Genomic DNA, 19,885 nt, shown 5'->3' on the forward strand with positions numbered 1-19,885 from the left:
CGTTCTACTTACATTATTCTTCAGTTAAGAAGATAGTCGTTGCGGTTTCTGATGCTTCACCTTCATAGGCTGCGGCAAAGGAATCTTTTGGTTCTTTAAGGAAGAAGGCACACATAAAAGCACAGATTAGTGCAGCTATACCCATTGTGGTAAATAGTGTGGGAGCGTCGGTTAAGCTAAAAATTGTCAGGTAAACTACGCCACCAAAATTACCGTAAGCTCCCACATTGCCGGCAATTTGTCCAGTGGCTTCTTTTTTAATCATGGGTACGATGCTGTAGGTTGCACCGCAGCCGGCTTGGGCAAAGTAGGCGGCGAACATTGTAACTGCGATCGCAACTGGAATCGGCCAGCTACTATTAATAAAATGTGCCATCAAATAACTAACACCGATACCAACGCTGATAATTGTCATTGTCCACTTCCGCGAACCAAATTTATCAGAAATTAAGCCACCACTGGGACGAGAAACTAAATTTAAAAAGGGATAGGTGGCGGCAATCATCCCAGCGATAACATGCTCTAAAGCAAAGGTTTTTTCAAAAAATGCTGGGAGCATAGAAACGGCTGCCAGTTCGCTACCAAAGCTAGTGATATAAGTGAATTCGAGTAAAGCTACTTGACCAAATTGAAAGCGTTCAGATGCAGGGTAAGTTTTATTGCCGGTGAGAAGTTCTCGGTTTACTTCCCAAGCTTTATAACTTTGGTAAGCAAACAATCCTGCTAATAGTAACCAAGTCAAATACATTTGACTCAGGGTTAGGAAGTGAATGTTCTTTTGTTCCAAGCGCCAAGCTAATAAACCCAAGGCGAAAATCAAACCGAAATTCGAGACAATCATCGCCCAGAAGCTTTTGATGCTAGTTACTTCTAGGGAACCATTCTTTTTCGGTTTATTGTAGACTTTTCCTGTGGGCGTATCTTGGACGGTGTTGTAATAAATTACGCCGTAGATAGCTGCAATGATACCTGTAAGTGCGATCGCAAATCGCCAGTTAGAAGCGCCACCAGCGAAAAAGCTTGTAGAAACTGCAATCATCGGTAAGGCAAATTCTGCGCCAAAGGCCCCAAAGTTACCCCAGCCGCCATAAATGCCTTGAGCAACGCCCATCTCCTTCGGCTGGAACCATTCTGCCACCATACGGATACCGACAACAAACCCAGATCCGACAATTCCCATCAGCAAACGACTGATGACTAATTGATTAAAGTCTTGCGCTAGGGCTGTTGCTAAACAAGGAACTACTGCAAACATCAGCAAGATTGAGTAGGTGATTCTGGGGCCAAAACGATCCAGAAGCATCCCAATGATTAATCGGGCGGGAATTGTGAGGGCGAGGTTACAGATGCCCAAAGTTTTGATTTGCTCAGGCGCTAAATGTAGCTCTTTGCCAATGGTTGTAGCGAAGGGAGCAAAGTTAAACCAACAGACAAAGGTGAGAAAGAAAGCAAACCAAGTCTGATGTAAAATGCGGTAGCGATCGCTAAATGAAAATAATTTTTTAAGCATTCTAATCTTTCTAATTGAATAAAAGATGCAGAAGAGATAGGGGAAGATGCAATACGGTTCGGTTAACGTGTTTATTCGTCGGAGATCCCCCCAACCCCCCTTAAAAAGGGGGGCTTTTTTTCTAATTACCCCCTTTTTAAGGGGGTCGCCACAGGCGGGGGGATCTTATCCGAACCATATTGAGGGGAAGTTGAACCTTTTTACTCGGAGGTTGAGCCTTTGAACTCGGAGGTTGAGCCTTTGAACTCGGAGGTTGAGCCTTTGAACTCGGAGGTTGAGCCTTTTTGCTCGGAAGTTGAGCCTTTTTGCTCGGAGGTTGAACCTTTTTACTCGGAAGTTGCACCTTTTTACTCGGAGGTTGCACCTTTTTGCTCGGAAGTTGCACCTTTGAGCCTGAACATTGAGCCTTTAAGGTTGAAGTATGAATTTTGCTCAACCCCCAATCCCCAATAAGTACTAGCTGTTACTAACTAATAGGGCTTCCTGCTTGAGTTTCGCTCCGAAGTTTTTAATCAGTAAATCTTGCAAGACTGGCTGCAAGTCTTCACAGGGTATACCTTTGATAACGCAAGTTCCTAAATGAGCGTCCTTGCCGACTTTGCCGCCCATATATATGTCAACGCCTTCTAGGGTTTTGCCATTTTTGCGAGTTTTCGTTCCCATCAAGCCGATGTCTGCAACTTGAGGCTGTCCGCAAGAGTTGGGGCAACCTGTCCAGTGGATTCGGACTGGATTAATGAAGATTAAGTCTTCTTCTAAGGCTTTAATCATTGCCAGGGCGCGGTTTTTAGTTTCGATGAGGGCGAAGTTGCAAAATTGTGCGCCTGTGCAAGATACTAGCGATCGCGCCAATAAACCTGGATTAATCGAAAATCTTTCTAGCAATGGTTGTGTTAAAAATATTGCTAACCGTGAGTCAGAAATGTTGGGGATAACAATGTTTTGCTCAACAGTAAAGCGAATCTCACCACTGCCGAAAACTTCTGCTAGACGAGCAATTTCAAACATATCTTCGGCATACAACCGCCCGACGGGAATATTTAACCCTACGTAATTTAATCCCGCTTGCTTTTGTTTATATACTCCGATATGGTCGCGTTTTTCCCAGTCGATCTCGTCTTTTGCGGCTGCGGGTAATAATGATTTACCCAAACGGTTTTCTACTTCTGCTCGAAACTTTTCTAAACCCCATTCATCAATTAGCCACATCAAGCGGGATTTTTGCCGATTAGCACGCGGCCCGTTGTCACGAAATACTTCCAAAACCGCTCTACATACAACTACCACATCTTCTGGAGCCACCCAAGCATTGAGAGGAATCGCCGCCTCACAACGTTTAGCTGAGAAAAAGCCACCCACAAGGATGTTAAAACCAAATTCTTGCCTATCCCCAGTCCCTTCCTTAAATGCTGGCACAAAAGCTAAATCGTTAATTTCAGCGTGAACTGAATTGTCTCTTCCACCTGCGATCGCAATATTAAACTTCCGTGGTAAGTTGCTAAACTCTGGATTCCCTTCGCCTTTGTTGGTGAGCATATCTTGAATTTGCTGTACCAACTCTCGCGTATCGTACAACTCATCAGCATCCAACCCCGCCACCGGATCGCCTGTGATATTGCGGACGTTATCCATCCCTGATTGGATAGTGGTTAAACCAACTGCGTGAAATCTATTAAAGATATCTGGTAAATCTTCAATTCTGATTCCCCGTAATTGGATATTCTGTCTCGTAGTAATATCAGCGCAACCATCATCACCGTAACGCTGCACCACTTGAGCTAAAACACCCATCTGACTGCTGGTGAGAATACCGTTAGGCATCCGTAACCGCATCATAAACTTCCCTGGGGTAACAGGGCGAAAAAACACGCCTACCCACTTGAGCCGATGATCGCGATCTGTTTCGTCCATTGCTTCCCAGCCCAAGGCGGCAAATCTCTCTATCTCATCCCTGATGGCAAGTCCATCTTTTTGCGCCTTGAATTTCTCGAATTTATTGAGGCTGGTAGTCTTAGTTGTTGTGTCTGTCATGAGGCTGACTCTCGTGAGAATTTTTGCTGCTAATTGCCCAATATCAATAAATAATTCGTAATTCGTAATTCGTAATTCGTAATTAAAAAACGATGAATTAGTAATTATTAATCAACCCGTAGTTCCATTAGGTGGTGTATTTACGAGGGTTAGGGAATAAAAACTTAATATTTGATTACGGCTGATTATTGCTACTCAAAAGCATTCCAGGCTAGTTAAGGAAAACTTGTTGCCATTTACATCTTGGAAATTTGTCAAGCAGGTTGAGATAATGTTTATGTAACAATTTCGATACTCATAACTTAAGACGAGATTTCTGTTAAAATCGTATAAATTGTTACGATTTTTTGGTAAAATTGCTGAAAATGGATACATAATATGCATTTTTTGCATCAAGGTCGGCTAATGAGCTACTTAAAGCGCTTGATGAAAAGTGTTTAAAATGATCCAAGGGGTTTTGGATTGCCATAGATTAATCCAAAATCCAAAATCTAAAATCCAAAATTGAGTGGCACTTATGAAACGTCGTGATTTTGTTAATTGGGTAGGTTTGGGTTTGATAGCGAGTTCTCTACCTGTAGCGATCGCAGCTTGTTCTTCTCAAACAACTTCTGCGACTGGCGATTGGCAAACAGTAGGCACTTCGGCAGATTTAGATAAAACTGGTCAATTGCTGGCTAAAAACTCACCTGCTGGGCCTGTGTTGGTAGTCGGCACATCTAAAGGCGCAAGTCTGACAGCTGTTAACCCTACCTGTACTCACGCAGGTTGCACCGTCGCATGGAAAGCCGAGTCCAAAAAATTCGCTTGTCCCTGTCATGGTTCGGAATTTGGAGTTGATGGTAAAGTGCTAAAAGGCCCGGCGACAGAAGCGCTTAAAACTTACGCCGCCAAAATTGAGAGTAATTCAGTTCAAGTCAAGCCAACTTAAACAATACAATTCAGGGTATCGTGAGTAATATCAACCAGCTTTTGGTGCAAGCCCACACAGCATACAATGCAGCTGATTGGTCATCATTGATTCAATATTTACAACAATTAATTTTAGGTACAGACTCGAAACATCCAGAGATAGTTAAAAATCGAGAATATCTGCTGACATTAGCACTTTCAATCTTAGAGGTGGGAGATTTTCAGCAACGCTGGGAAATTACTAAAGTGTTGACTAACTTGGGAAATATTGCCATCCCACCACTCATTGAAATCTTAGAAGATGAAGATGCAGAAGAAGAATTACGCTGGTATGCAGCGCGAACTTTGGGCGAATTTCAACAGCCAGAAGCGATCGCACCCTTGGTTGAATTGTTGAAAACCGGTGAGGATGAAGAACTCAAAGCGATCGCAGCCACAGCACTAGGGCAAATGGGTACTGTTGCGATCGCTGCCTTCTCTGAACTTCTATTAAATGAAGATACACGACTTTTAGCAGTGCGATCGCTTTCCTGCATTCCCCAAACAGAAACCATCACGCCTCTGTTGAGTGTAGTGCAAGATTCACAAGCAACAATCCGCACTGCTGCAATTGAAGCCCTCAGCAGTTTTCATGACGAACGTATACCACCAATCTTGTTAAACGCTTTGGATGATATCGCCGCTACAGTTAGGCGTGCAGCAGTGCTTGGTTTAGGTTTTCGCCCCGACTTGCGCGAAACCTTAGATTTGGTGACGAGACTGCAACCCAAGCTTTACGACTTTAATCTTGATGTTTGTTGTGCAGCCGCAGTTTCCCTTTCTCGGATGGGTAGTGATGAGGCTGCAAAACATTTATTTAATTTACTGATTTCACCCCAGACACCGATAAAGTTGCAATTAGAAACTATCCGCGCTTTAAGTTGGCTGGAGACACCATCTAGTTTGGAATATTTGCAAACAGCATTTAATCAAATCACTTCAGAGACACTTTGGCAAGAAATTGTTACCGTTTTGGGGCGAGTACAAAAGCCGCAAACTACACAAGCGGTAGAAATATTATTGCAAATACTGCGATGCCTTTGGCGAGCTTCGCTAACGCAGCATCCAGCCATAGAGATTGCTAATGTAAAAAGTGCGATCGCTTTATCTTTAGGACAGTTAGGCGAAATCCAAGCTATTGAACCATTGATTTCGCTGCTAGCTGATTCTAATGCATCAGTGAGACTACACGCGATCGCTGCACTCAAAAATTTAGATGGGGAAGCCGCACATCAAAAATTGCTGCAATTAGCCAATAATGCTGCACTCACACCAGATTTGCAACAAGGAATAGCGATCGCTTTGGCTGAGTGGTAAATTCTCTCAAAGATGATGGAGAGTTAGAGGGAGTTAACCCACATTTCTGTTAAATTTACCAGGCTGGTGAGAACACAAGGATCGCAATTGCTGAAATTTCCAAGATTAAATGCAGCAGAAGTTAGGGAGTTACTTGACGATATTTTATGAAGACTATAGTATTCGATAATGACACACAAGATTATTGATTTATTTGCTGGTGCAGGTGGTTTGACTACAGGATTTCACATGGTAGGCTTTGAATCTCTATGTGCAATAGATGTAAATGCAAAAGCCTTGGCAACCTACAAGCACAATTACCAAGACACTAAAATCATTCATCAGGATATATGTAAAATTAACCCTTGTGACTTACGATTAGCCTTGGGCTTGCAGCGAGAAAAACTAACAGCCTTGATTGGCGGCCCACCATGTCAGGGATTTTCAAGAAATATTCCTGCTGGCGATCGCTACCTCAACGATTCCCGTAACAAGCTATACCAAACCTTTTTAGAATTCGTAGAGGAGTTTAGACCCCTTTACGCCGTAATGGAGAACGTCCCCGAAATTTTGAAAGCTTACAATGGCGTAATTAGGGAAGAAATAACAGAAAAGCTTGAATCATTAGGCTATAAAGTTGTCTCTTCATCATTAAACCAGGAAAACCTAGCTGGATAGACTTCTTGATAATGTCTGCTCTCTGAATTACAAACAAAAATGAACTTCCGAAGTTGAAGCTATTCAGTTGGAGGGATTTGAGTGACCAACCTGTTTTAGTCATCAAGTCAACAGCATCATAGAGAAGCTTGCTTCGTCCCAAAGCGGGGTCTGATAGAGGAATATCTTTAACATAATGAAAAATTGCTTCCCATGTGTAATCTTCTATTGACCCTATGACTGGAGATGCAATAGTCGCAATAATGGCTTGCCTTAATCTTTCAATCTCGCTGTCCGTCAACACTCAGGGATTCCTCTACAGGTTGTAAAAATTCACTCATTGTCATACCCAAAGCCTTGGTGATATGGCTAAGAACCCTAACAGATGGGCTTTTTAGCCCTCGCTCAAGCTGGCTGATATAAGTCCTATGCAGACCTGTCACTTCTGCAAGATACTCCTGTGACCAACCTTTTTCTGTACGACGACGCTGTAGTTCTAGTCCTAAAATTTGGTCTAGTTTACTGGGCTGCATGAAGAAAAAGATTAGTATTTTGAATACAAAAGTTCTACAGACTAAAGTATTCAAAATCTTTGCTCAAACCTCATAATGTGAATGAATTTAAAATTTCATATATTGCATAAGTCTTTTTTGGCGGAATTCACCAAAAAATTCTATGTAAAGCGGATAATTTATGATGGGACAAATAAAAACTGATTTATACAAATGTAAATCACAGGAAAATTACTGTAACTAACTATACTAAATTGCGGAGAATAAACCGTTAACTTAATGAAACTGATAAATGTAATTCAGGCTACATAAAAATGCGCCTAGAGCAGTTGCAAGCCTTTCTAGCGATCGCACAAACCGGCAGCTTTCAACAAGCAGCGCGAACATCTGGTGTTACCCAATCAACGATTAGCCGCCAAATCCAGGCATTGGAAGCTGATTTGGGTATAGAACTTTTTCACAGAACAAGTCACGCCAAATTGACATTGGGAGGTGAATGTTTACTACCCCGTGTCCGCAAAATTTGCCAAGAATGGGAGACAGCTACACGAGAATTAGCTGATTTAATCGCTGGAAAACAACCAGAACTTTGCATTGCCGTGATTCACTCCTTATGTGGATCTTACTTACCCCCAGTGTTGCAAAAATTTTGTCATGCTTATCCAGATGTGCAATTGCGGGTGACTTCATTGGGAAGCGATCGCGCCTTGAAAGTTCTTAAAGATGGATTGGTGGATTTAGCAATTGTGATGAATAATCGCTTTTTAACCACTGCGAGAGAAATGGTAGTAGAAGTACTTTATGATGAACCGATAGAAGTTTTAACCGCAGCCAATCATCCCTTAGCTCAATATGAATTCGTTCCTTGGTCGGAGCTAATTCGTTATCCCCAAGTGGTTTTTAAAGATGGTTATGGAATGCAGCGTTTAATACAAGATAGATTTGACCGAATGGAAGCTAAACTCCAGGCGGCTTTAGAGGTAAATACTCTAGATGCCTTCCGGGGAGTAGTGCGCCAAGGAGAACTGATAGCTTTGCTTCCTCAATCAGCATTAATGGAAGCTCGTCTTGACCCTACCCTAGCGATTCGCTCCTTGGAGAACAATAGTATTAGTGGTTTAGCAGATGGTTCGAGTTTGACTCGGCGAGTAGTTATGGTAACAACTCAAGACCGACTGCAAATTCCCCCCATCAAGCACTTTTGGCAACTCGTGCGCGAAAATATCCCATTACAAATCGATCGGAAGCGATCGGTTTCTTAAACGTCATTGGTCATTGGTCATTAGTCATTAGTCATTGGTCATTAGTCATTGGTCATTAGTCATTAGTCATTAGTCATTGGTCATTATCGGTTATTCACAAAGGACAATGGACAAATGACAAAGGACAAAAAACAAATGAGCAATGTATTTAGGGAATTACTAAAAAAAGTAGGTAGCGGAAACCACACGGGCGAAAATTTAACTCGTGCCGAAGCAGCCAGCGCTACTAAAATGATGCTGCTGGGTGAAGCGACACCAGCCCAAATCGGAGCGTTTTTGATTGCTCATCGAATCAAGCGTCCTACGGGGGAAGAGTTAGCGGGAATGTTGGATGCTTATGATGAATTGGGGCCAAAACTGCAACCATTCGACTCTGGACGAATTGCGATCGCTCTTGGTGTCCCTTATGATGGCAGAACCCGCACAGCACCAATTAGTCCGGTGACAGCTTTAATACTCGCCGCAGTTGGACAACCAGTGGTAATGCACGGTGGCGATCGCCTCCCAACAAAGTACGGCTTACCCCTGATCGATATTTGGCAAGGTTTAGGAGTTGATTGGACTACTCTACCACTAGCAAAAACCCAGCAAGTGTTTGAGCAAACAGGAATTGGGTTTATTTATCTACCTCAGCATTTTCCCTTAACTAAAAGTATTTGGGAGTACCGCGACCAGCTTGGTAAACGTCCACCCTTAGCGACAATGGAGCTAATTTGGTGTCCTTATGCTGGTGATGCTCACGTAATTGCTGGATTTGTTCATCCGCCAACAGAAGGGATGTTTCAGATAGCTTTGGGGCTGCGGGAAGTAACAAAATTTACATTAGTCAAAGGATTGGAAGGTAGTTGTGACTTACCGCGCGATCGCACTGCAATTATCAGCTTATCTCCATGCGTAGCATCTCAAGAGGTAGAACGATTGCACCTCGTACCGCGTGATTACGGCTTTACTACCAAGAACGTACCCCTTGGAACTACTGAAGAACTGGTGGCAGATATTCAAGAGATTTTGGCAGGTAAACCAGGCGAACTAATGCAAACAGCCTTGTGGAATGGCGGATTTTATCTATGGCGGAGTGGTATTTGTTCAGATATGCCAGAGGGTTTAGCTAAAGCAGAAGAATTATTAACCAATGGTACAGTAGCAGCTAAACTCCAAGAACTTAGCCAGATAGTAAATTCACTTTAAATTTAACTCTAATTGCTTTGCTCAAATTTTCGTTATACACTTATAAATTTTCCCGCCGACTTACTTACTTACTTGTAATTGGAATTGCTATCGTGAACTACCTACACTGTACCGTTAGGTCAGTATAGGCTTCCCAATTCATAGGCTTTTTGTAACATAAGGTCACTATGAATTTGCCAAGTTAGGTTTTTATTGAGCCAGAATCGGTAAGGTAATCATAAATTCTTAGATTTAATGCGATCGCTATTGTCTGTTTGGAGAGGGTTTTGCAATGTATCTTTCTACACTGTAGTATCCTAATAACTAACCAAGGAGCATTGTTAACCAAGGTTAAATATTTTGTGACTCCAAACAGGGGAATTTATTGAGATGCTTGATCCGAATTATTTCGTTAGCGACTTCTCCAAAATAGATTTTTGTTGCAACCAATCCTGACCGACTTGGATACTGACATCCGAGCCAAGATTGCCAGTACTTTCCACGCGCACTTCGCCAAATCCCAAAGTGTTGCGAATTGATTCGGCACTGTCACCATCTCCTTGTTGGGCGACAATATGAGTCACATCTAAAGGTTCACCCCATGCCTTAGCTATATAAATGTTACGATATCCAGATTTTTCCAAGGCTCTAATTAATGGTTGAAGATTAGAGCGATCGCCACCTGTACTATCTTGAATTGCTACACGCAAAGAACGTGGATTGGTCGTCGTCTGCTGACTCTGTTCTGACTCTAAACCAAAGTGTTGAGCCATGAGTTTAGCAATACCATCTTTGTTAGGCAACCAATAGCTAGCATCAAACTCGCCTTTCTCGCTAAAGCGACCTGGCAGCATTAACATTTGCATATTAGAGCGATTAGTTCGCACCCCAAAACCCATTAGCGCCACTAACTCCTCAACCGTCAAATTTGTGTCGATGTGGTCTTTAACTACATCCAGAACTTTAGGTAATTGAGCAACAGTAGTTGGGTTTAGTGTTTGATCCATCAAAGCCCGAATGACCATTTGCTGCCGTTGAATCCGACCAATATCACCAAGTTCGTCATGGCGAAACCGCAGTAATTGCAATGCCTGCTCGCCGGATAGATGCTGCTTACCCGCCTTCAAATTGATGTACAAATGCTGAGAATCATCTTGATACTTCATATTTTTGGGGACATAAACTGTTACGCCACCCAAAGCATCAATTAGCTTGGCAACTCCCAAAACATTAATTCGGATATAGCGATCGATTCCCGCGCCACCTAAGAGATTACTGACGGTTCTGGCAGTCAAAGCTGGCCCGCCGTCAACATTGGCAGCATTAATTTTTTTCACTCCATACCCCTCTATTTGTGTGCGGGTATCTCTGGGGATGGAGAGCATAATTATTTTTTTCGTCTCTGGATCGAATTTAAGCAAGAGCATTACATCCGAAAGACCATCAAAGGAGTTTACCTGGGGCAGGTATCTGAGGTTTTTCGTGTCTTCAGGAGGGTTTTGGATATCCGGGGGAAGTACACTCATCCCCATAACTAAGAGATTCACCGGGCGAGTTAATTCTGAAAATCGCAGCACACCTCCAGAAATGCGATCGCCATCAAAGGCCGCCTCTTCCTGTGGACTTAGCTGGGCTTGCTGCAAAGGCGTACTGGTTAAAGACACCGCCAGAAGTGCCCCTGCTGTTGCTGACACCATTGCAATCCCACTCATCCCTACCCAAAACCACAGCCAACGTCCAGATTTTGAACTCTGAGCAATTTTTTTATTGGACTTTGAGACTTTTCCCGACTGGTTTTCTTCCGCCGAACTTCTTTGAATGGTCACAGACTTCCTCACACTTACTCAATAATTAAATTCGGTAAATTTGCAGACCAAAAACATCCAGACAAATCAACCCATAATAGCTAACTCTTAATTATCAGTGCTAACTTTTTTAATGTAGTGTCAACCACAACACTTATAGCAGCATTTTTCCTTCTTTTGGGAGAATCTAGATATGTTTTACTGAAGTATGGCAATAATAAACTGGATTTGACTAGATATATAAATGAATCAACCGTAATTTTTTATTAAATAAGTAAAAACACTGATAAATTATCACTCTAAAAAATTAAGATAAATACTTGCCAAACACTCGTTCTGCTAAAGTACTAAACCCTGGTAAACGCCCAGATTTGCCCTGTGTCAGGCGCAAAATCAACCAGATACTCACTAAAAAGTAACCCGATGTGAGAAAGCTATTCAGGATAAATAGACGTAGCGGAAAAAAATCTGAAGTTGCTGCTCCGGTACTTAATAATAAATATCCCAACAGCCAAGTAAATGCCAAAGTAATAGACAGGCGACTAATAGCAAGTTGTTCCCGACTACCTTGGCCGCGATAAAGAGTCCACAAAGATGGAAAAAAGCCGATAATCGGAATCAAATATAAAAGCAACTGGGTTTTGGGGATTGGGGATTGGAGATTGGGAGGAGACAAAGGAGAGACTTCTCCAAGAATTCTTCCTTGTCCCTGCTCCCCAGTCCCCAGTCCCAAGTCCCCAGTCGCCTTTGGTTCAAAATTCTCCATGCGTTTTAGTCTAACTCCTAAACTAGAAGGATGAATAAGACTCATATAGTTAGAGATAATAAACTGTAAAGAAAGATTTAACTTAGTTCTATCCCGCAATTAGCTGAAAATGCAGACACGCAAGCTACTCGACTGGTGGCAAACATTCACACCAATAGCGCGAATCGTGGCGATCGCGTTATTCGTTCCACTGCTAGTTCTAAATGGTTGGGCACTTTCGGTCTTTTTTAATTATTTCCATTCTCTCATAGTCATTTTAGTCGGAGCCTCAGTCCTAGCATTTCTGCTCAACTACCCCGTGAGTTGGCTGGAACATCATGGTGCTAAACGAGATCAAGTTGCCATCCTAGTATTTCTCCTGGCTTTATCGATTTTATTGGCGTTGGGTGTGACACTTTTTCCGTTGGCCCTTACCCAAGCTCAACAACTGGTAGCTCGTTTGCCAGAATTGATCGACTCTGGACGCTCTCAGCTAATGATATTAAACCAAAAAGCTGAGACTTTTGGCTTACCGATTAACCTCGATGCTCTGGTTGTGCAAATCAACGATCGCGTCAAGGGGCAATTACAAGCGATCGCTGGTCAAGTTTTAAATCTGGCGGTAGTTACAGTCACAAGTCTTCTAGATATCCTCTTGACGATGGTTTTGACTTTCTACCTTTTACAGCATGGCAGCGAACTCTGGGAAAGTTTAGTGGAATGGCTACCCTCTAAATTCCGCGATCCTTTCTCGAAAACAGTCCGCCTCAGCTTTCAAAATTTCTTCATCACCCAGTTGATTTTATCTACTTGCATGGCCTCAGCCCTCATTCCTACCTTTTTGTGGCTAAAAGTGCCATTTGGACTGCTATTCGGCTTAACTATTGGTCTGATGGCTCTCATCCCCTTTGGTGGTTCTGTGGGCATCGCTATGACTACATTGTTGGTAGCACTGCAAGATTTCTCAATGGGTGTGAGAGTTTTGATAGCAGCAGTAATCGTACAGCAAATTCTCGAAAACTTAATTGCTCCCCGAATTTTAGGCAGTTTTACGGGTTTAAATCCAGTTTGGATTTTAATTTCAGTTTTAACAGGAGCAAGAATTGGCGGATTATTGGGTGTAATTGTGGCAGTACCCACAGCTGTTGTGATTAAAACCGCTTTAAGTGCCTTGCGTCCTGGTGGCGAGACAAACGATAGCGGCACAGGAGAAATAACTGCACCCGTTGCAGCCAACGAATCTCCGAAAACTGACCCTAAAAATACTCTGAGTATTTCGGAAGCAACATTACCGTAAGGAGGCTGGAGGTTTCCTGCCTCCTCATTGTGGCTCAATGATGGAACCCATAAACAAAATGTTTCCCGTCTGATTATTTCTAATAGCACAGAAGAAGGGACGATCGACAATCATTCGGAATGGTTCTGGTTCCTCTCTTAAAGATGTTGCGACTATTCCCACTGAAGTAGCCGCAGCCGCTTCAGTCCCTTCTTCGTTTACTTCGACGAAAGTTTTATGCTTAACTTGGCTAATGGCAAAATTTTTACCCATGCCAGAAAAATTGGCTTTGTTGCTGAAAGCCTCTTCCATGCCTAAACTTTTCAAAGCATCATTGAGTGTAACTTCGTAATCTGTTTTGAAGCGGGGTAGCCTAATAAACCCTTTTTGTTTGTTGAACTGAGTCATCCATTTTTCCCAGTTTTCAAAACTCAGGTTTTGATATAAGGCTTTCAGATTAGAGTTCTGTTTGGGAAGGAATATATAAAAACTGGTTTTACCATCTTTACCATAAGGTAAACTAACTGCCTGAAATTGTTCATTTTCGTAATATCTATAGTCACCTTCTTGTGACATCATCAGGTGTTGTTTTCGTCTACTAGGTGTGATGTAAAAAGGGTATTGGGCAGTTTTACTTTTGTCAAATTCGTTACTCCAATTACCTTTAAAATATATGGCATTAATTAGAAACAATACTTGACTTGGTTCAATTTTTTCAACTATTTTAGTAATTTTACCCTTAGTATTTTCTTTTACCCAATTATTTATAATACTTGACGCGGCGGCATCTTTAAAGTTTAAATTGCTAACCTTAGCTTGATAGAAATCCTGGGTTCTCTTGAGGAAATCTGGTGCAAAGCTAACATCTTGATTTGCCCAAAGCGAGTTAGCAATACTCAGTTGTACTTTTGCATCCTGATTGTCTAAAAGCTGCTTTAATGCCGCCGCGTAAGCAGAGTTGATTTCTGGTAGATTCATTCCCTGTAATTCTAGGGTTTTTGCCATTGCTTGTTGAGTTGAGCCGCTAGCACCGTTGTAGGTCATGGCGAGAGCGATCGCTATACTCGAAGGTGAGATAAAAATATTATTCTCACCTTTATCATCTTTCAGAACTTCTGAAAATAGTTTGAAGCCAAACTTATTACTAGACTCAACTATTCTTGTATCAGGGTTGACTGTTTTTTTTTGCAATGGAGTTTCTGGTTGAGGTAAACTAGATTGGGCAAGGGCGCTTTTGTTACTCTCAACTTGAGAACACCCTAATACACTGAATAGAACAACACTTGCAGCTGCCAGAGCATAACGTCTGCCTAGACTCACACCATAACGTCTTTGCAGAAAGTTTTCTTTTGCATCACTAAATTTTTGTCGATTCATTCTGCTACCTCAATTGCCAAAGATTCCCGATCTGTGCTTAGAGTTGACGCAGATACTGTGTCAATGATTAACTATTGCATTTGCTCCAATATAAAAATGGGACTGTTACAGAAACGGTAACAGCCAGTTAGTAGCTCAGAGCAAGTAAACAGAACTTGTGAGAGTTGCTAATTCCTAATTTAGGCAGCGATGCAGACGATTTATGAAAAATTCTTATTTCTAGGAGTTTTCCTATTTATCTATAAACGTATTATAAGCTACGTAGTCACATTAAAGTTATTGGAGATGAGACAAATTAATGGACAGACTTGATTTGTGGGCTGAAATTATCCCTGGAGTTTCCGCAGCAGGATTTAGTATTGGACAACATCTTTCATCAATACCCGATCTTAGTGAACCTAATCTGGTTGTCAATCTCCAAGAAGAAAGAGAGAAGAGAGAAAAAGGATTGAAATCAATTAATATCAACGAAGCTTTATCGGATTCGGATGGCTAGATTTGTCAAAAAATCTCCTCAGATTCTGAGAAGTTAGATGGACATAAAGTTTTTTATTATAAAGATAGGGTTGTATTACTACATTTTAATGCGAATGATATTCTCTTCAAGATTTTTGTTTTTGAGGGCTACCAAGGAAAGTTTTTTGATAAATTTGAAATCGGCTCTAAGGTTTCGGATATAAACAAGTATTTTGAGCTTGAATATGATAGCGGAGATGAAATGCATTATCCTTCTGAATCATCTCATGTTAAAGGTATTGCCTTCTATGGTGCAGAAGAATCTTTAGAAGATAATCCCGAACAAAAAATCATGGGTTTTTGCGTACATAACTGGAGTTTGCAGGTATAGATATGAGCGTTAGGCAAACGGATACTTGCGTGCATGGGTTCCCCTGGTCTTTGTAAAGTATCTGTTTGAAGAACGAAACCCAACATATTAGCGTATTGAACTCAAAATGTTGGGTAAAAAAAACAGATGCGATGTTTAAAAATTAATTTTATTTTATTACAGTTATCGCTTCAATTAACAGGTACAGTCCACCAAGCTAAACTGTAGGGCTGAGTCGCTTCATTGACCTTTTGACGAAACTGAACGCGGATTTTGTAATTGCCTGTAGCAGCAACGGGGCAGAAAATATGTTCTACACTATCAATTTGGCTGATTGACGAGCAAACAGCACCAGCATCGGAATTTTGAGCATCAGCTTTTACTAAGTATAGGTCGAGATTATTTAAGCCGCGATCGCGAAAACTTTCACCCACCTCATATTGCTGGTTTTTATTTTTATCGTTGAGTTCCACCAATCGATCCCAACTCAAGGTAACAGCAACAAAACTCCCCTGCTTTAATGGTTTTGCTAACACATAGTCAACAGATGCTCCAACAGCGACTGCGCCATAATCCCAACCAATAGCTGGTACAGTTGCTGATGGCTGCCATTGTCCAGCACTAAATTGCTCATAAGCGCGAAATGCGTTCAAATGACCCGCTCCCATTTGAGCATCTAAAGGAATCTTTGGATCTTTATAAGCATCAGAATCTAGCCAGTTTTGATTTTGTTTATCAATTAGCGTCCGGCTCATTCCTAACCGCAAGCCATCACCGCTATCTTGAATTTTGTCTGCTGAATTCAGCAATACAGCTTTCATTACTTGATGATGCCGAGAATCGATGCTCCAGTGGGGTTGTTTTGTCCGTATCTGTCGGTCAGCAAATTCCTGCAATAGAGCAACAGTAGCCGTAACTTGAGGCGCTGCAAAACTCGTACCTGTAACCTTATTCAATTTGCCATCTGGATTCAGCAAAGGAATATTATTCCCAGGAGCAACTAAACTGATAGCACGACGGCCACCAAGATCGAATTCCCTTCCAGCAAGCCTTCCACTCACTCCTTGGTTAGCACCTGCCAGATTAGCCACATCTACTTTGTTAAAAACTCCCCCTCTGCTAGATGAAAAAGCCACGTTCATTGCGTTAAAATTATCTGTAGGAATGGGAATACCGCCCTTACCTTGGTTGCCTGCGATCGCATACAAAACATCATGAACGCGGCTAGACCAGTCAACACATAAAGTTAGCAAAGCATTGCCATCTAAAACAGCCTCTGGTCTAGGATCGCGGCTCAGAGGTTCACCAAAGCTAAAGTTAATGGCACGGACATCGCCACCATTTTGTAGCGCTATGTGCTGGGCTGATAAACACTCTTCTGGCTGACCCATATTTTTAGTGGAACCCACCGCAGACGAATACAATCGCGCTCCTGGAGCAACTCCCGGCAAAGCTTTGTCTTGGCTTACCATCATACCAGCAACGTTGTAGGCGTGGGGATCGACACCAGTATTTGATTTAGCTGGCCCATTACGTAAGAATACTGCCGCTAAAGATATGGCGCGATTTTTAGACACTGCCTTATCCCACCCAAACATTCCCGGTCGGCCAATTTCCACTTGACCAATAGCAATCTTACGACCGATTAAATTATAAGGAGCTTGGTGTAGCTTCAGAGCATCAATGCCGTTAGTTCCCAGAGCAGATTCTAAAGCTGAAGCAATTACCGGCGCACTCAAACAAGAAGCACTTAATCCCCAAATTATCCAGGTTAGTTTTTTAGTCATTAGTTATTAGTCATTGGTCATTAGTCATTAGTCATTGGTCATTAGTCATTAGTCATTGGGCATTGGGTATTGGGTATTGGGTATTGGGTATTGGTTATTTTCCCCCTACTCCCCACTCCCAAAAAAGCCGGGATCAAAGTTATGAGTCTTGCTCAATGTTTTGTTACAATGTGTACAGACGAGGACGCTTAAAAATCCACTAGCCATGACCCAAAACCTATCTCAAAAGCCCATTGTAATTTCTCCATCCATCCTATCAGCCGATTTTAGTCGTCTGGGTGACGAAATTCGTGCCGTAGATGCGGCCGGAGCAGATTGGATTCATGTTGATGTAATGGACGGTCGTTTTGTACCTAATATTACGATAGGCCCTCTGATTGTGGAGGCGATTCGTCCGGTTACAGCCAAGCCACTGGATGTCCACTTGATGATTGTGGAACCAGAAAAGTATGTAGAAGGATTTGCTAAGGCGGGTGCTGATATTATCTCCGTACACTGCGAACATAATGCTTCTCCACACCTGCACCGTACTTTGGGGCAAATTAAAGAGCTTGGTAAGAAAGCTGGAGTTGTACTTAATCCTGGTAGCCCTCTAGAGCTAATTGAATACGTTCTAGATTTGTGCGATTTAGTACTGATTATGAGCGTCAACCCTGGTTTTGGTGGTCAAAGCTTTATCCCTGGTGTGTTACCAAAAATCCGCAAGTTGCGTCAAATGTGTGATGAACGCGGTCTTGATCCTTGGATTGAAGTGGATGGGGGACTGAAAGCAAATAATACCTGGCAAGTTTTGGAAGCCGGAGCTAATGCAGTTGTTGCCGGCTCAGCTGTATTTAACGCTAAGGATTATGCTGAGGCGATTACATCAATTCGCAACAGCAAGCGTCCTACCCCTGAATTAGCCAAGGTTTAATTCATTTTTAGATTAACCATTCTCTACAAAAAGTAGGGTGGGCAAATTGCTCACCCTATTTTTATTCACACATAAAAAACTGGAAGCTATTCAAATTTTGAACTTCCAGTAGTTGTTATATAAATTGAAAATTTAGAAAGCAGAGATAATCCAGGTTGGGAGGACTAGGATTAGAATAGTTGAAAGAGAAGCGTATGACCTACTAGTTCCAGCAGCCACGACAACGATTTCACCGTAACTTTTCTGTTTCTGTTCTTGTTATTGGTGTTAAGCGTTTGCTTTATTAACTAAAGCAACACCAACCACAGGATAGAAAGTTTTATAAGCATTACTCCCATTGTCTGCAGTCAATGGAAGCTGTGTAAAATTTGGATTGGGGGAATCCACCTGCCCAAATTCTCTTTGCTCAAACTTCCTCAGAAAAAGAACCACCAGTCGCAACGGTTGAATCGTTTGTCTTGGTATAGGAGTTATTTACTCCATGAAATACTTACTACTTTCGTAATCAGTTTGATTTATTTCATAGTCAGAACTAATCATTGATTTTATTTTTTAAACTTAACTTGTTTACCGCCAATCACCTCTATTTGTATTGAAGTTGTAGTTGTTATTAGTTTACCAATGTTGTAAGTATATATATTGCCATTTTGGCAGATTTTTGTAAAAAAATATCCAATTAATCACTGCGATCGAAAACCTACCATGCTATAAAGTTTAAACTCGCATGGTAGGCTCTCAGACACTTAATCAAGTCTAGAGTAGAATCTCTTGATTCCAAATTGTTTTTAATTGACCCCACAACGTTTCAAGGAAATATCTTGATTAACTTCTGGTTTTAATGACGATTTCCTTGATTGATTTTCGTTAATTGGCTGTCCCAATCTTTGGTCTAAACCACCACGGATTTCTGTTTTTTGTTTTCCAACTACTTCAAGATAAGCAGGTCTTGAATCATTAGCGTGTTTCAGCATTTTTAGATTTTCACTTTGCTGTTGTTTTATTCTGTTGGCTTGAGAGTTTTCTTTCAGTAATCGATTGTAGGTACGGTACGGAATGTAATGGAGAGGATTATAACCAGCAAAACGTAGCATTAAAACACATGCCCAAGAGTACTTTCCAGCAATAATTGCTTCAACTACTTTATCAAATTGTTGAGCCTTTACTGTTGTATCTAAGTTACTACTAATACCAGCAATGTCTTGATTCATCATAGTGTTTAGTTATCCTGGATGAAGTAAACTAGTTATCTTTCTACGATTATTGGCGTTTCAATTAAGGCTTACAAACTGCATTAACCTTTTTGCAGTTGTTAAATCGCTTTCGGGAAATTATCAGCAATTTGGCGGTGTTGGATGTTGACGTGAGATAAAAACCTATCAATCAACAGATGCGTATATAACTTTCCCAAACTCTGATTAGCTCCCACAGCTTTGAGTGGTAAAGATACAGGCTAAAACTTCTCTGCTGTTTGAGCTTTACCTTGGCGCAGTTAAGCAGAGTTTTAGCGATTTTGGCTGATAACTCCCCTAGTAAACTAGTTTTGGCAAGAGCTAGCTTGTAGTAGGGATACAAATTATATAGATTCATTGCTGAACTGTCCCCTTGGCTTGAGGTTTCGACTGCATTTGACCTGATGATTTTTTTCATGAACTAACCTTTAATTAAAAACAATCAAGTTTTTAATTAAGTTTGTTGGCTGCTCAGTCCTAATTATCCAGATTCCCTCCGATGAATTGAGGAAATTTTGCTTAGAGCTTGTTAGTAAGTGAA

The 19,885-nt window shown here is 41.6% G+C and carries 18 protein-coding genes; 10 read left to right on the forward strand and 8 right to left on the reverse strand.

Features of this window, described 5'->3' with window-relative positions:
• Positions 1-13: 13 nt before the first annotated feature.
• Positions 14-1,510: a NarK family nitrate/nitrite MFS transporter gene (locus CDG77_RS06890; protein ID WP_094328659.1), complete on the reverse strand. Its 1,497-nt coding sequence runs from the start codon at positions 1,508-1,510 to the stop codon at positions 14-16.
• Between the two features lie 219 nt (positions 1,511-1,729).
• Here CDG77_RS06890 and CDG77_RS35220 point away from each other — a divergent pair, with 219 nt between their 5' ends.
• The gene (locus CDG77_RS35220; protein WP_143856966.1) at positions 1,730-1,963 is read left to right on the forward strand and encodes a hypothetical protein; all 234 of its coding nucleotides are present in this window, start codon (positions 1,730-1,732) and stop codon (positions 1,961-1,963) included.
• Positions 1,964-1,966: 3 nt separating this feature from the next.
• On the opposite strand, the gene CDG77_RS06900 is transcribed toward CDG77_RS35220, so the two are convergent.
• Positions 1,967-3,541 (reverse strand): ferredoxin--nitrite reductase, encoded by a 1,575-nt coding sequence (locus tag CDG77_RS06900; RefSeq protein WP_094328661.1) that lies wholly within the window; start codon positions 3,539-3,541, stop codon positions 1,967-1,969.
• A 517-nt stretch (positions 3,542-4,058) separates the two neighbouring features.
• Here CDG77_RS06900 and CDG77_RS06905 point away from each other — a divergent pair.
• The 3 genes from CDG77_RS06905 (at position 4,059) to CDG77_RS06915 (ending at position 6,466) form a co-directional block, all read left to right on the forward strand.
• Positions 4,059-4,472 carry a QcrA and Rieske domain-containing protein gene (locus tag CDG77_RS06905; protein ID WP_094328662.1) on the forward strand — a complete coding sequence of 138 codons (414 nt, stop codon included), beginning with the start codon at positions 4,059-4,061 and terminating at the stop codon, positions 4,470-4,472.
• A gap of 17 nt (positions 4,473-4,489) precedes the next feature.
• On the forward strand, positions 4,490-5,809 hold the full coding sequence (locus CDG77_RS06910; RefSeq protein WP_094328663.1) for a HEAT repeat domain-containing protein: 1,320 nt from the start codon (positions 4,490-4,492) through the stop codon (positions 5,807-5,809).
• 168 nt (positions 5,810-5,977) lie between these two features.
• Positions 5,978-6,466 carry a DNA cytosine methyltransferase gene (locus CDG77_RS06915; RefSeq protein ID WP_223269726.1) on the forward strand — a complete coding sequence of 163 codons (489 nt, stop codon included), beginning with the start codon at positions 5,978-5,980 and terminating at the stop codon, positions 6,464-6,466.
• Between the two features lie 260 nt (positions 6,467-6,726).
• Here the strand turns inward: CDG77_RS06915 and CDG77_RS06925 are convergent, their stop codons facing one another.
• Complete coding sequence (locus tag CDG77_RS06925) at positions 6,727-6,978, reverse strand: helix-turn-helix domain-containing protein (RefSeq protein WP_012408240.1); 252 nt, start codon at positions 6,976-6,978, stop codon at positions 6,727-6,729.
• 293 nt (positions 6,979-7,271) lie between these two features.
• Between CDG77_RS06925 and CDG77_RS06930 the strand changes: the two genes are divergently transcribed.
• Together CDG77_RS06930 and CDG77_RS06935 are read left to right on the forward strand one after the other, a co-directional pair.
• Complete coding sequence (locus CDG77_RS06930; protein ID WP_094328664.1) at positions 7,272-8,219, forward strand: LysR family transcriptional regulator; 948 nt, start codon at positions 7,272-7,274, stop codon at positions 8,217-8,219.
• Positions 8,220-8,354: 135 nt separating this feature from the next.
• Complete coding sequence (locus tag CDG77_RS06935) at positions 8,355-9,407, forward strand: anthranilate phosphoribosyltransferase family protein (RefSeq protein ID WP_094328690.1); 1,053 nt, start codon at positions 8,355-8,357, stop codon at positions 9,405-9,407.
• A 383-nt stretch (positions 9,408-9,790) separates the two neighbouring features.
• Here the strand turns inward: CDG77_RS06935 and CDG77_RS06940 are convergent, their stop codons facing one another.
• Both CDG77_RS06940 and CDG77_RS06945 read right to left on the reverse strand, forming a co-directional pair.
• On the reverse strand, positions 9,791-11,212 hold the full coding sequence (locus CDG77_RS06940; RefSeq protein WP_094328665.1) for an LCP family protein: 1,422 nt from the start codon (positions 11,210-11,212) through the stop codon (positions 9,791-9,793).
• Positions 11,213-11,498: 286 nt separating this feature from the next.
• Entirely contained in the window at positions 11,499-11,888 is a 390-nt protein-coding gene (locus CDG77_RS06945) for a hypothetical protein (protein ID WP_094328691.1), read from the reverse strand.
• A 178-nt stretch (positions 11,889-12,066) separates the two neighbouring features.
• Between CDG77_RS06945 and CDG77_RS06950 the strand changes: the two genes are divergently transcribed.
• Positions 12,067-13,233 carry an AI-2E family transporter gene (locus tag CDG77_RS06950; protein WP_094328666.1) on the forward strand — a complete coding sequence of 389 codons (1,167 nt, stop codon included), beginning with the start codon at positions 12,067-12,069 and terminating at the stop codon, positions 13,231-13,233.
• A gap of 24 nt (positions 13,234-13,257) precedes the next feature.
• On the opposite strand, the gene CDG77_RS06955 is transcribed toward CDG77_RS06950, so the two are convergent.
• Entirely contained in the window at positions 13,258-14,589 is a 1,332-nt protein-coding gene (locus CDG77_RS06955; RefSeq protein ID WP_094328667.1) for a serpin family protein, read from the reverse strand.
• Positions 14,590-14,887: 298 nt separating this feature from the next.
• On the opposite strand from CDG77_RS06955, the gene CDG77_RS06960 reads away from it, so the two are divergent.
• Both CDG77_RS06960 and CDG77_RS38440 read left to right on the forward strand, forming a co-directional pair.
• Entirely contained in the window at positions 14,888-15,085 is a 198-nt protein-coding gene (locus CDG77_RS06960) for a hypothetical protein (protein ID WP_094328668.1), read from the forward strand.
• A 222-nt stretch (positions 15,086-15,307) separates the two neighbouring features.
• Positions 15,308-15,436 (forward strand): hypothetical protein, encoded by a 129-nt coding sequence (locus CDG77_RS38440; protein WP_262985136.1) that lies wholly within the window; start codon positions 15,308-15,310, stop codon positions 15,434-15,436.
• A 170-nt stretch (positions 15,437-15,606) separates the two neighbouring features.
• Here the strand turns inward: CDG77_RS38440 and CDG77_RS06965 are convergent, their stop codons facing one another.
• A complete protein-coding gene (locus CDG77_RS06965) occupies positions 15,607-17,202 on the reverse strand; it encodes a S8 family serine peptidase (RefSeq protein WP_094328669.1) in 1,596 nt (531 codons plus the stop codon).
• Positions 17,203-17,407: 205 nt separating this feature from the next.
• Here CDG77_RS06965 and rpe point away from each other — a divergent pair, with 205 nt between their 5' ends.
• Positions 17,408-18,115: a ribulose-phosphate 3-epimerase gene (gene rpe / locus CDG77_RS06970; RefSeq protein ID WP_094328670.1), complete on the forward strand. Its 708-nt coding sequence runs from the start codon at positions 17,408-17,410 to the stop codon at positions 18,113-18,115.
• 785 nt (positions 18,116-18,900) lie between these two features.
• Here the strand turns inward: rpe and CDG77_RS06975 are convergent.
• Positions 18,901-19,323, reverse strand: coding sequence for a HetP family heterocyst commitment protein (locus tag CDG77_RS06975; protein ID WP_094328671.1), 423 nt, complete (start codon positions 19,321-19,323; stop codon positions 18,901-18,903).
• Positions 19,324-19,885 lie beyond the last annotated feature (562 nt).

This window comes from Nostoc sp. 'Peltigera membranacea cyanobiont' 213 (genome assembly GCF_002245975.1).
GTDB lineage: Bacteria > Cyanobacteriota > Cyanobacteriia > Cyanobacteriales > Nostocaceae > Nostoc.

Coding starts and splice junctions, on each gene's coding strand:
- CDG77_RS06890 (WP_094328659.1), bottom strand. CDS start 1,510: ATGCTTAAAAAATTATTTTCATTTAGCGATCGCTACCGCATTTTACAT.
- CDG77_RS06900 (WP_094328661.1), bottom strand. CDS start 3,541: ATGACAGACACAACAACTAAGACTACCAGCCTCAATAAATTCGAGAAA.
- CDG77_RS06905 (WP_094328662.1), top strand. CDS start 4,059: ATGAAACGTCGTGATTTTGTTAATTGGGTAGGTTTGGGTTTGATAGCG.
- CDG77_RS06915 (WP_223269726.1), top strand. CDS start 5,978: ATGACACACAAGATTATTGATTTATTTGCTGGTGCAGGTGGTTTGACT.
- CDG77_RS06925 (WP_012408240.1), bottom strand. CDS start 6,978: ATGCAGCCCAGTAAACTAGACCAAATTTTAGGACTAGAACTACAGCGT.
- CDG77_RS06930 (WP_094328664.1), top strand. CDS start 7,272: ATGCGCCTAGAGCAGTTGCAAGCCTTTCTAGCGATCGCACAAACCGGC.
- CDG77_RS06935 (WP_094328690.1), top strand. CDS start 8,355: ATGAGCAATGTATTTAGGGAATTACTAAAAAAAGTAGGTAGCGGAAAC.
- CDG77_RS06950 (WP_094328666.1), top strand. CDS start 12,067: ATGCAGACACGCAAGCTACTCGACTGGTGGCAAACATTCACACCAATA.
- CDG77_RS06955 (WP_094328667.1), bottom strand. CDS start 14,589: ATGAATCGACAAAAATTTAGTGATGCAAAAGAAAACTTTCTGCAAAGA.
- CDG77_RS06960 (WP_094328668.1), top strand. CDS start 14,888: ATGGACAGACTTGATTTGTGGGCTGAAATTATCCCTGGAGTTTCCGCA.
- CDG77_RS38440 (WP_262985136.1), top strand. CDS start 15,308: ATGCATTATCCTTCTGAATCATCTCATGTTAAAGGTATTGCCTTCTAT.
- CDG77_RS06965 (WP_094328669.1), bottom strand. CDS start 17,202: ATGACTAAAAAACTAACCTGGATAATTTGGGGATTAAGTGCTTCTTGT.
- rpe (WP_094328670.1), top strand. CDS start 17,408: ATGACCCAAAACCTATCTCAAAAGCCCATTGTAATTTCTCCATCCATC.
- CDG77_RS06975 (WP_094328671.1), bottom strand. CDS start 19,323: ATGAATCAAGACATTGCTGGTATTAGTAGTAACTTAGATACAACAGTA.